Source organism: Magnetococcus sp. PR-3 (assembly GCF_036689865.1).
Taxonomy (GTDB): Bacteria; Pseudomonadota; Magnetococcia; order Magnetococcales; family Magnetococcaceae; genus Magnetococcus.
In genome coordinates this window covers 249,429-261,484 of the sequence record NZ_JBAHUQ010000002.1, presented here as the reverse complement: position 1 = coordinate 261,484, position 12,056 = coordinate 249,429, and the positions used below count along the sequence as shown (strand labels likewise).

Sequence of the window (12,056 nt, the reverse complement as noted above, 5' to 3'; positions counted from 1 at the left end):
TCTATGAAAACAAAGGACCATTGGCTTTGCTGAGCCACTGCTGACGGGCAATGATTTGATGACTAATTCGGTTTTCATGACGTCCACTGCGACCGGAATACCAAAGATGAACATCATCCTCCCCGTTGGCCATGGTAAAGCTGGAGCGATAAAGCGTCTGCTCAGCCCAGGGTGGGGCATCAAAAGGGGAGAGTAAGGGGCGTCGCCCACATTTCCACCTTTTGGGGTCGGTGCTTCGTAATAAGAATAACCGATTGGGTCCACCACCCAGAGGATCGGCCTGGATCACCATAAAAAAGTGGTTGGTCTGGGCATCCCACACCACATCGACATGAGAAGGTGTATAACCGGGTAGGGTTAATGCAACGGGTTCGGGATCTTGCCAGTGAATACCATCGGTACTACGCCACCACTCCAACCGTCGACCATCACTAATATTGACCGACCACATCCAGATCTCGTCTTTATGAAATAAAAAAGCGGGAGAACGTATGGTTTGGTAGGGCAGGGTTAAGATCCGTTCCGCTGTGCTCCACTCTACCCCATTTTGGGATCGCATATGCATCAACCCCTGCTGATCACCCCGCTCGGTATGCAGATAATAAAGCCATAACTGTTGTTTTTGTGGATGATAAAACCAGTCAGGATCAGCGTGAAAACCCTGTTTTGGGGTTTGTACCAGGGGATTCCTTAAACCCGGTGGTGGTTGCCACTGCTCCCCATTGTGACTGACCAATACCGATGGATTCTCCACTTGATCATCTAAAAAGGGGTAGGGGGTTGTGACCATCCAAAATCGATATCCTTGCCAAGGGGTTACAAAATCCAAAACATCAGGATGGGTAACCTGACCCGATCCATCATAAGTGGGGGTAAGGATGGGTTGAGCCATGTGGGGTAAGGCCGATGGCAAATGCATACGGCGACTGACGCGGTTCCAAAGCTGTTGCAAACGCCAATGCATGGTAAATATCCTACTCCAACCAAAAAATTTAACCAAACTCTAGCAATCTTAGGCCCTCAGGTGTGATTGTGCCATGGTCCAAGCCCTATCTCATCTGGTAAGGTACCCAAACACAGACAGATCATCCTTATAATCCATAGCCCTGAGTATGCAAGGAAAGCGTCGCGTGAAACTTGAAATAGAAGCACAACGGGATGAGCAGAATGATCTATGGATTACCACCTGTACGCTTTTTCCGAAACTGCGTATCACCGGTCACTCAGACACGGAACTAAGAAAAAAATGGCATCAGGCTATTATTCCTCTGCTTATTAAGAGGCAACAGGAAGCACAGCAATCCTCTTCCATGAGCAATGCAACCAAGTTGCGGGATTGGGATATGGCCCGTAAAAAAGCCCGCCCTCGTGCCTGCCGTGCTGGGCAAAACCGACTGGCTGCATCTGAAGCCAAACGGCCAACGCAAGACCCGGTCTATGAGTTGATCATCCATTATCAGTGATGATATCTCGTACGTTATACAGATACCTGCCTATAAAAGGATACTGTGTATAAGATACGCATGTTATTTCATCACATGAGAGGGTTTAGCACCGACATACACCAAAGATGTGCACATATACTGTGCGTAGGATAAAGAAGAGCATGATGTATGATGTGTACTAGCTTGATGACATAAGCAACACCATACGCATAAAAAAACGCCCGTCACACAGACGGGCGTTTTTTTATGGTGGATGCAAGAGCGTCTAATCAGCTCTTTTTCTTACGGGATTTACGTAGTTTCTCTCCCAATCCAGCATCAATGGCCAGTTTACGGCGTTTGGCGGAATAGTCGGGGGAAACGACGGGGTGGTTTGAGGGCAGATCAAACATATTCCGGTAGGTGTCCAGATCCATGTTATGAGAGCGGGTCAGGTGACCTTTCAGGGTCTTGCATTTTTTGGCGCAGACCAAGCAGGTTACAAATTCATCGCTCACACTTTCTGCAACAGGAACCGCTGGCTCAGGCTTGGTATTCGCTGGCGCAGCCTCTTCAACCGGGGCAGGTTCAGGCTGAGAGGTCGGCTGAGCGGCGACCGGTGCGGGTGCCGCTACAGAAATGTCACTCGCTGGGGTCAAACTGTTCAAGGAGGTGTGTACCTCTTTGATAAATTGAGGAATTTCACGGGCGGTTATGGAGTTGTTGCTCACAAAAGCTTCAACAATCTCTGCAGTTTTCTGGACCAGATCCGACATCTCAAACACTCCTACATACAGACAAAAACACCATTTAAGTCAATAAAAGGAACAGTTAGAGCCGCAAATACCCAACTTGTCATGAAAGGGCTGTGCAAGAATGTTCCCGGCACGTTCACCATGGTATATCCAATGATCTACCCAATTGATGCTTAAAGCATCCATGGATCTTTATGAAGAACCAAAATAGGTATAAGCCATGATTTAGGGCCGACTGGTACAAACCACGGGTCATGATATACAACGGTGTTGCTCAGTCTAATGGTAACCGATCATTTAAGATCGTAAAGACGGAGAAACATGTAAATCCTATAACATGTATTTTTGTTTTACCAAGACAAAATCGAAAAATAGATATAATTGTTTCGATTATTAACAGATGTAGCTCATGTAAAATGTATAATGATCTTATATAAATTCTTTTTTTTAATGTATGATCTGTATTTTTTTAGAAAGACTATAAGGGAAGAACAATTTGAATTTATTTAAAAAACCCCCCTGCCTAAGCAGGGGGGTTTAGATAATAAAAGTATTTTTAGTTTGATTGAAGCATTTATTACGATGCTTCAATCAAACTCGCATAGTCAGTTGCACTAAGCAACGCATCGATCTTGGCAGGATCAGCTGGTTTTACACGTAACATCCAACCTTTGCCGTATGGATCTTCATTGACCAATTCAGGTGCATCAGCCAGATCTTCGTTAATGGCTACAATTTCACCAGTAATAGGTGCAAACAGATCAGATGCAGCTTTGACAGATTCTACAACACCAAATGTACCATCTGCTTCCAGCGTATCTTCAGGTTGGGGAAGTTCAACAAACACCACATCCCCAAGCTGATCGGCGGCAAAACGGGTGATACCAATGACCACCTCATCCCCCTCTTTACGTACCCATTCATGTTCTTTGGTATAGTTCAGTTCCTGAGGAATGGACATCCTGCTCTCCCAGACAGAAAAAGGTGGTAGGTGCTGTTCGCAACCCAAGTGTAGGATCTTTACAAAAGCTGATTTCAGCCGCTCATAGAGTGGCTAAAATGGTCGGTTTTGTAAAGTATGGATACCATACGGCTATTTCTTACCGTTCGTGTAAAAAACGCATGGTTGATAGCATGGCCCCAATCAGGCCCAAGACAATACCAATACCCAAAATAAACATAGATTGAACCCACGGTAGTGGGACCAATATCAATGTAAACCCAAAACTGTTACCCAAGTTTTGAATGGCATGTGCGGCCAATTGGTGAAACAGGATCATTAAAAGCAGCGCACCAAACGCGCCTAATACACCCTGAAAAACACCCTCATAAACAAAGGGTGCTTTAATAAAGCCATTGGTCGCTCCAATAAACCGCATGACCTCAATTTCATCTTTACGGGCAACAATGGTTAACTTTAAGGTGTTGGAAATAATAAAAGCCACGGCCGTTAACAGTAGAAAAGAGAGCACATTCCCGCCCATACGTACCGAACTAACAACTAGGTCCAAGCGTTCAACCCATTGACGGTTGTAGGTAACAGCATCTACCCCCTCCCAAGCCGTTGCTTGCTGGGCCAGCGCTTTGATTTTATGTTCGTGGCCTGTCGAGAGCTTAAACTCCAATGAGTAGGGTAGGGGATTTTCATCCAGACCATTAAGGAGTCCAGCCTCGGTCCCTAACAAGGCCTTCATGCGTTGCAAAGCATCGGTGGGGGAGACCGCATTGAGCTCAATAACACCCGGTGTATCGGCCAGCTTTTGATAAACGCTATCCATTTGGTTTTGATTCGCGTGGATATCCAAAAAAACCGCGATTAAGTTATCCCCCCGCCACTGCTCCAGGACCATATTGGCGTTTGTAATCAATAAGGCAAACACCCCATAGATGGTCAAGGAGAGTGCAATGACGACAATGGTCGTCCAATGCGCCATCGAGCCACTACGGAATTGGCTTAAAGCTTGGCGTATGGCCCGTTGATGAAACCCCCCACTGACTTTGGGTGGTTTCTCAAGTAAAGGTGTGGGTTTGGGCGCAGGGGCTTTACGCACCCGACGTTGTGGGCGGCTACGGCTGACAGAACGGGCGGGGCGCGTTGGGCGGTTCATGAGCGTCCCTCCAACGTGGTCAAAATACGGCCATCCTCCATGACAATAATGGGGTGGCCCATATCCTGTGCCATTTCAACATCATGGGTTACGACAATGATGGTTGTTCCTTGTTGGTGTAGAGATTGGAACAGGCCAAGAATGCGTTGCCCCATGGCTTTGTCCAGATTACCCGTTGGTTCATCGGCAATCACCACAGGAGGACGGTTAACAATAGCCCGGGCAATGGCGACCCGTTGCTGCTCACCACCGGATAAAGCAATGGGGTTGTGGAACATACGCTCTTTTAATCCCACATACTCCAATGTACGTTCTACCTGAGGTTCGATCTTATCAACCGGCTGTCCAGCAACCTCCATGGCCAACGCAACATTTTCATAAACTGTGCGGTCATAGAGCAGTTTATAGTCCTGAAAGATTACCCCAATGCCACGCCGTAGTGCAGGGAGTTGCTTACTGGCCAGACGTTCAACATTGCGGCCATTGAGTAAAATGGTACCTTCCGAAGGCATTTCGGCTTGATAGATCAACTTGAGAATGGATGTTTTTCCAGCCCCGGAGTGGCCGGTTAGAAAAACAAACTGACCGGGTTTTACCTGGAAAGAGATGTTATGTAACGCCTCAAAACCGGTAGCGTAACGAAGACTGACATTATGAAAACGTACCATGGCTCTATCCGTGTAACCCTGGAATGGAAAAAGAAGGGGTTGGTTAAAACATTGAGTAACCTTCAGCAGTTAAGTTAGCCAATGGTTGCTGTTTTATCTAACGCTTTGAAATCAAACAACCACTGAAAAACTTGTAGAATCTGAAAGGCTCTTTTTCCCAGATCTTGAAACATGGTAACGTTCCACAGGACAGGACTCAACCGGTGCTGATGGTTGCGGGTATTTCATAGCTTTGTGCAACATAGATATGGATCAACCCACAAACACCGGTAACAATGGAACAAGAATTGCTTTTCTCTATGTTGCAGATCCCCTTTGCTTGTTGTCAGGGGTGTGGCATTTAAGTTGTTGATATGGATGGTATAATCTATTCGTCTATGGGCTATTGATTGCCTGATTTCTGACGGAACCGGAGAACATCGTGATTGTAACTTGTGAAAAATGTGATGCGCGTTTTGACGTTGATCCCACTTTATTGGGTTCAAAAGGGCGCAAATTAAAGTGCTCACAATGCCATCATATTTTTTTCCAAGCCCCTCCTACCCAACCGGAAGAGCAAGAGACACCTGTTGTGGACGAGGAGCAGGTAGACAATACCCATACAGAAGAGCGTGAGACGGAAGAAGAGCAAAATTTTTCTGAATTTGCGTTTGAAGAGTCCCCTTTGGAAGAGGTTGATCTCGATGAGATCGAACAGCTCACAGCTCAGGCTACATTAGCCATGGCTGAGGCTGAAGCCGCCACCACAGATGGGCGTCAAGAGCCCAGCTTTGATGATGATACGCCCATTGATGATGATGCGGTCACCGAACCCAATCTTGAAGAGATTGATGTGGATCAGATGATTGCCGCTGCGACAAAACAGGCGGTATCTGAGAAGGCAGAGACATCCCAAGAGCTTGAAGGGGTCGAAATAGCACAAGAAGATTTAGAACCAGATGAGGAATTTGAAGCTGAAGAAGAGCCTATAGCTGAGGAACCAGAGCTCGAAGAAGTTTCTGACGTAGAAGAAGAATCTACAGTTCAGGACGAGCCGGAGCCAGAAGCTAAGGAAGCTCCTGAAGCTGAAGAACCAGAGCTCGAAGAAGAGCCCGCAGCTGAAGAGGAAGAGCCAGAATCTGAAGAGGAAGAGCCAGAAGCTGAGGAAGCTCCAGAAGAAGAAGCAATTGAAGCTGAAGAACCAGAATCTGAGGAAGCTCCAGAAGAAGAAGCGATTGAAGCTGAAGAGCCAGAATCTGAGGAAGCTCCTGAAGTAGAAGAGGAGCCAGAAGCCGAAGAGCCTGTAGCTGAGGAAGCTCCTGAAGTGGAAGAGGAGCCAGAAGCCGAGGAGCCAGAGCTCGAAGAAGTTTCTGACGTAGAAGAAGAGCCTGTAGCTGAGGAAGCTCCAGAAGAAGAAGCGATTGAAGCCGAAGAAGAGTTAGAAGCTGAAGAGCCAGAATCTGAGGAAGCTCCAGAAGAAGAAGCGATTGAAGCTGAAGAGCCAGCAGCTGAGGAAGCTCCTGAAGTGGAAGAGGAGCCAGCAGCCGAAGAGGAAGAGTCTGTAGCTGAAGAGCCAGAAGCTGAGGAAGAGCCAGAAGCTGAGGAAGCTCCTGAAGTGGAAGAGGAGCCAGCAGCTGAGGAAGCTCCAGAAGAAGAAGCGATTGAAGCCGAAGAGCCAGCAGCTGAGGAAGCTCCTGAAGCTAAAGAGCCAGAATCTGAGGAAGCTCCAGCAGCTGAGGAAGCTCCTGAAGTAGAAACTCTAGAAGCTGAGGAAGCTCCAGAATTAGAAGAGGAGCCAGAAGCTGAGGAAGAGTCAGAAGCTGAGGAAGAGTCAGAAGCTGAGGAAGAGTCAGAAGCTGAGGAAGCTCCTGAAGTGGAAGAGGAGCCAGAAGCTGAGGAAGCTCCTGAAGTGGAAGAGGAGCCAGCAGCCGAAGAGGAAGAGCCAGAAGCTGAGGAAGCTCCTGAAGCTGAGGAAGAGCCAGAAGCCGAGGAACTAGAGCTCGAAGAAGTTTCTGACGTAGGAGAAGAGCCTGTAGCTGAGGAAGCTCCAGAAGAAGAAGCGATTGAAGCTGAAGAACCAGAGCTAGAAGCTGAAGAAGAGCTGCTTGATATTTCGAGCGATGAGCTTGAAACAGAATCTGACGAAGAAGATCTAGCGGTAGAAGAGCTGCTTGATAGTCCAGAGCCAGCAGCTGAGGAAGCTCCAGAAGAAGAAAAGGAGCCAGAAGCCGAGGAACCAGAGCTTGAAGCAGTTTCTGACGTAGAAGAAGAGCCTGTAGCTGAGGAAGCTCCAGAAGAAGAAGCGATTGAAGCCGAAGAGCCAGCAGCTGAGGAAGCTCCAGAAGAAGAAGAGGAGCCAGCAGCTGAGGAAGCTCCAGAAGAGCCAGAAGCCGAGGAACCAGAGCTCGAAGCAGTTTCTGACGTAGAAGAAGAGCCTGTAGCTGAGGAAGCTCCAGAAGAAGAAGCGATTGAAGCCGAAGAGCCAGCAGCTGAGGAAGCTCCAGAAGAAGAAGAGGAGCCAGAAGCCGAAGAGCCTGTAGCTGAGGAAGCTCCAGAAGAGCCAGAAGCTGAGGAACCAGAGCTCGAAGAAGTTTCTGACGTAGAAGAAGAGCCTGTAGCTGAGGAAGCTCCAGAAGAAGAAGCGATTGAAGCTGAAGAGCCAGAAGCCGAGGAACCAGAGCTCGAAGAAGAGCCCGCAGCTGAAGAGGAAGAGCCCGCAGCTGAAGAGGAAGAGTCTGTAGCTGAAGAGCCAGAAGCTGAGGAAGCTCCAGAAGAAGAAGCGATTGAAGCCGAAGAGCCAGCAGCTGAGGAAGCTCCAGAAGAAGAAGAGGAGCCAGAAGCCGAAGAGCCTGTAGCTGAGGAAGAGCCTGTAGCTGAGGAAGAGCCAGAAGCTGAGGAAGAGCCAGAAGCTGAGGAAGAGCCAGAAGCTGAGGAAGAGCCAGAAGCTGAGGAAGAGCCAGAAGCTGAGGAAGAGCCAGAAGCTGAGGAAGCTCCAGAAGCTGAGGAAGCTCCAGAAGCTGAGGAAGCTCCAAAAGAAGAAGCTATTGAAGCCGAAGAAGAGTTAGAAGCTGAAGAGCCAGAATCTGAGGAAGCTCCAGAAGTAGAAGAGGAGCCAGAAGCCGAGGAACTAGAGCTCGAAGAAGTTTCTGACGTAGGAGAAGAGCCTGTAGCTGAGGAAGCTCCAGAAGAAGAAGCGATTGAAGCTGAAGAACCAGAGCTAAAAGCTGAGGAAGAGCTGCTTGATATTTCGAGCGATGAGCTTGAAACAGAATCTGACGAAGAAGATCTAGCGGTAGAAGAGCTGCTTGATAGTCCAGAGCCAGAAGCTGAAGAAGAAGAGCTGCTTGATAGTCCAGAGCCAGAAGCTGAAGAAGAAGAGCTGCTTGATATTTCGAGCGATGAGCTTGAAACAACATCTGAAGAGCCAGCTGCCGAAGAAGATCTAGCGGTAGAAGAGCCCGCAACTGAGGAAGCGTCTGAAGTTGAAGCACTTCTTGATGGTGAAGAAGAGTTAGATCTTGAAATACCTGAAAATGTAGAAGAATCACAAGCTGATAAGGTGCAAGTAACGGAAGCGGCATCAGAAAATTTAGAGACTTCTGATGATCGTGAAGATTCATTGGATGATGGGGCGTTGGTCGATATACAGGAAGGGGATGATCTTTCGGATGTGGATGATTTTAATGCCGCAACCATGGAAGAGCCCGAGGCCTTCGAGGGATTAGAGGATGATGAGCAGTTGGCTGAGGTTCAAGAAGATGTAGAACCGAGTGCTGATGAGACCTTTAACCCTTCAGCCATGGCAGAACCAGAACCCTTGGATGCTGAATTAGCCCTGGAAGAAGAGGATGCTGTGGATGTTGAAGAGGAGCCTCTCTCCATAGAAACAGATGCACTTGCTTTAGATGAAGAGGAAAATGCTGCTTTTGCGGATGTTTTGACAGAAGAAGATGACCTCTCAGCCTTGGCTGATGAAGAGGATGAACTCACGCTGGATGATGAGGATGAAACCATCCTGGCAGAGCCTCCCTCCATGGATCTGGAAGGCTTAGTCGATGCGGTTGAAAGCTCCGATGAGGTCGATCTGGCCGATGAGAGTACGGAAGAGCTTGGTGGCATGGATGATGATCTACCCGATGATCTAAATGCATTGACCGAGTTGGTGAATGAACCGGGTGATGATCTTTCCTTGGATGATGATCTGCCTGCCATGGCACCGCCTGAGCTTCCTCCGGTTGAAGAAGAAGAGATTACCCCTGCTGAAGGGATGGAAGAGCTCTCTGCACTGGCTTCGGATGAAGATGAGTTAACCTTGGAGAGTGAGGATGAATCTGACCTTGACCTGGGTGATCTGGCCACAGATGAGATTGAACTGGGTGAAGAAGAGCTTCTACCCGATCTTGAAGAGGATGAAGATGAGACGGTCTTAGCCGTACCAGACTCTGAAGAGACCATTGAGGAGTTGGATCTGCCTGAACCTGAGATCCCCGAGCCTGAAGAAGAGGTCATTGAATTGGACAGTGGTTCTGATGATGCGTATGAGACCATCGATCTCAGCAGCGATGATGATGAAGATGATGATCTAGATCTGGCCAAACCCTACAGTGGTGAGCATGATGACAAGGGTAAAGGTAGTATGATCGGTTGGGGTGTTGCTACCTTGATGTTGGTCGCGGTGTTGGGCTCCTGGTTTGGTAAAGATTATCTAAGCCGTGGTGGTGCCAGTCATTCGGTGGATCGCTTTAAACTGGAAGCGGTTGAGGTTAAATGGCGAGAGTCCAACTATGGGGCCTTGTTAATTATTGAAGGGGTCATGACCAATAAGATGGACCGTCGCTCAGCACGACGCCCCATGACAGCACGGGTGACTCTGCTTGATGAGAACAATCAGGAGCTGACTTCTGTCAATATCTTGCCTGGACGGGTCATTCCTGAGCGGGCCATGAACATTAGTACCAAAAACTTGGAACGTACCATCTCGTTACAAGGGAACATTGAAAAACGTTTTGATAAAATGTTTGCCAATCAACCCACAAAATTCCAAGCGATTTTCTTTGAACCCCCTATGGAAGCCGTACGTTACCGGGTAGATTTTGATCCAACCCCCCTGGCGGATTGGGAAATAAAGAAAAAAGAGAAATCCCAAGCGATCAAAAAACCAGAAGGAACACGAACCTTTATGGGGCAGTTCTAAATCTATAGGTTTTCGAAAGAGCTTGGTTCCATGCAACAGGCTAAGGCAGGGTCATCCCCCACCACTCAACACAAGAGGGGCCATGGGGTAGCGCAACCCCTTAATAAGTTCTGGAAGGGTAAGCATACAGACGCTTAGGCATCTCCATGGTTGCTTAGACCGTTTGCACCGATCATAAAACCCCGCTGTTACCAGCGGGGTTTTATTTATTGAAGGGTCTGTTCACTCTGTTCTTCAAACCGTGCTTTAACCTGCAGAATCTGCGGTAAGGCATAGGTAAACTGCGTTACCAACTGTGGGTCAAAATGATGACCTGCATCTTCCTTAATGGCAGCCATGGCACGCTCAACAGACCAGGGTTCTTTATAGGGACGGCGCATGGTCAAAGCATCAAAAACATCCGCAATGGCAACAATGCGTGCTTCCAGGGGAATATCCGTTCCTTTTAATCCATGGGGGTAACCACTACCATCCCAACGCTCGTGGTGATGCTCGGCAATGATGGCGGCCAACTGCATGAGTGCAGAGGGGCTTGGACTAAGAATTTGAGCGCCAATGGTGGTGTGTTGGCGCATGACCTGCCATTGCTCCTCATCTAATTTAGCCGGTTTTTTTAAGATGGCATCGGGTATGCCGATCTTACCAATGTCATGCATGGGGGCGGCTTCTTCTAATCGGGTGGCCATCTCTTCAGAAAGACCCGCAGCGAGAGCCAAGACCTTGGCATAAGCCGCCATACGCCAAATGTGTACACCTGTATCTGTATCTTTAAACTCACCAGCACGGGCCAGTTTATGGATCACCTCTTGGCGACTCTCTGTTAGGGCTTCCATACTGCGCTGCAGGTCTGCTGTCCGGTGTTTAACCGCATCCTCCAACTGGGTACTGTAGTGCTGCTGAGCCTGCTGGGCTTGATAGAGAGCCAAGTGGGTTTGTACACGTCCTCTCACCTCAGCGGGGACAAAAGGCATTTGCAAATAGTCGGCATAGCCTTGTTGGTGGGCAGTGCTGCGATCTTCAGCATCCTCAACCAACATTAACAGGGGAACAGACTGAGTGTCGGCGTCATCCCGCTTAAGCTGGTGACATAATGCGGGGTGTTGATGATGAAAAGGGGCAGCCATGAGAATCATCTCAGGGGGTTGGTTCTGTGCGGCTAACTTAACCCGGCTGGCATGGGTCGCTAAACCAATTTCATAATAAGGGTTTAACATCTCTACCAGGGGTTGCACGGTTTTAGGCTGTGCGGCAATCAGAATACGTGGTTTCATGGTTTGCTCCTTTAGGCCGCTGAATGGTTAAGAGGAGGATTGTTGGGCGTCTCTTCCGAATCATCCTGACTTTGTGCCAACTGGACAGCTGCGGCCAACTCGCGGCTACTTTGCTTGACCAGATAAAGAATCTCACGCACCCGTTCTTGATTGCCCTGACCCGTAATGTGTTCTGCAACCGAATGGATGGTCCGTAATGTGGCCAAACTGAGATTGAGTGAACCCCGAACAGATTCCAATGCTTGATTGGCTAATATCAGTTTACGTTCACAACTGACACCAATGCCCCGTTTTACCTTGGCAGTCAGCTCCTGCATGTTGACCGGTTTGACCAAATAGTCACTACCCCGTTCCCGGATAAAATCGGCAGCCAGTTTTTCTGTGCCCAAACCGGTCATCATAATGACCGGTAACTCAGGGTAGGTAGCACGGACCTCTCGAAACAGATCCATACCATTACGTATGGGCATGTTGTAGTCGGTGATCACCAGATCAATCTCTTCATCCTTTAAAAAACCAATGGCGCCAGCCGCACTGCGGACACTGGTTACGGTATAGCCTTCACGGCTTAAATAGCGCTGGACAGCTTGCAGCTCATTAACATTGTCATCAACCAGCAAAACATGACCTTTTGAGAGGGTTTGACGTGACATGATT

The 12,056-nt window shown here is 48.3% G+C and carries 9 protein-coding genes; 2 read left to right on the top strand and 7 right to left on the bottom strand.

Features of this window, described 5'->3' with window-relative positions:
* Nucleotide 1: 1 nt before the first annotated feature.
* On the bottom strand, nt 2-964 hold the full coding sequence (locus tag V5T57_RS02690; RefSeq protein ID WP_332889618.1) for a glycoside hydrolase family protein: 963 nt from the start codon (nt 962-964) through the stop codon (nt 2-4).
* 166 nt (nt 965-1,130) lie between these two features.
* On the opposite strand from V5T57_RS02690, the gene V5T57_RS02685 reads away from it, so the two are divergent.
* Nucleotides 1,131-1,463 (top strand): hypothetical protein, encoded by a 333-nt coding sequence (locus V5T57_RS02685; protein ID WP_332889617.1) that lies wholly within the window; start codon nt 1,131-1,133, stop codon nt 1,461-1,463.
* Between the two features lie 251 nt (nt 1,464-1,714).
* Here V5T57_RS02685 and V5T57_RS02680 read toward each other — a convergent pair whose 3' ends face one another.
* From V5T57_RS02680 to ftsE, 4 genes are all read right to left on the bottom strand, one after another.
* On the bottom strand, nt 1,715-2,200 hold the full coding sequence (locus V5T57_RS02680) for a Ros/MucR family transcriptional regulator (RefSeq protein WP_332889616.1): 486 nt from the start codon (nt 2,198-2,200) through the stop codon (nt 1,715-1,717).
* A 556-nt stretch (nt 2,201-2,756) separates the two neighbouring features.
* Nucleotides 2,757-3,140: a glycine cleavage system protein GcvH gene (gene gcvH, locus V5T57_RS02675; protein WP_332889615.1), complete on the bottom strand. Its 384-nt coding sequence runs from the start codon at nt 3,138-3,140 to the stop codon at nt 2,757-2,759.
* Between the two features lie 139 nt (nt 3,141-3,279).
* Nucleotides 3,280-4,287 (bottom strand): permease-like cell division protein FtsX, encoded by a 1,008-nt coding sequence (gene ftsX, locus V5T57_RS02670; protein ID WP_332889614.1) that lies wholly within the window; start codon nt 4,285-4,287, stop codon nt 3,280-3,282.
* Nucleotides 4,284-4,955 (bottom strand): cell division ATP-binding protein FtsE, encoded by a 672-nt coding sequence (gene ftsE / locus V5T57_RS02665; RefSeq protein WP_332889613.1) that lies wholly within the window; start codon nt 4,953-4,955, stop codon nt 4,284-4,286. The genes ftsX and ftsE overlap by 4 nt, the downstream gene beginning before the upstream one ends.
* 421 nt (nt 4,956-5,376) lie before the next feature.
* On the opposite strand from ftsE, the gene V5T57_RS02660 reads away from it, so the two are divergent.
* Nucleotides 5,377-10,128, top strand: a complete 4,752-nt coding sequence (locus tag V5T57_RS02660; RefSeq protein ID WP_332889612.1) for a zinc-ribbon domain-containing protein — start codon at nt 5,377-5,379, stop codon at nt 10,126-10,128.
* Between the two features lie 206 nt (nt 10,129-10,334).
* On the opposite strand, the gene V5T57_RS02655 is transcribed toward V5T57_RS02660, so the two are convergent.
* Both V5T57_RS02655 and V5T57_RS02650 read right to left on the bottom strand, forming a co-directional pair.
* Nucleotides 10,335-11,399, bottom strand: a complete 1,065-nt coding sequence (locus tag V5T57_RS02655) for an HD domain-containing phosphohydrolase (RefSeq protein ID WP_332889611.1) — start codon at nt 11,397-11,399, stop codon at nt 10,335-10,337.
* Between the two features lie 11 nt (nt 11,400-11,410).
* Nucleotides 11,411-12,052, bottom strand: coding sequence for a response regulator (locus V5T57_RS02650; RefSeq protein ID WP_332889610.1), 642 nt, complete (start codon nt 12,050-12,052; stop codon nt 11,411-11,413).
* Between the last annotated feature and the right edge of the window lie 4 nt (nt 12,053-12,056).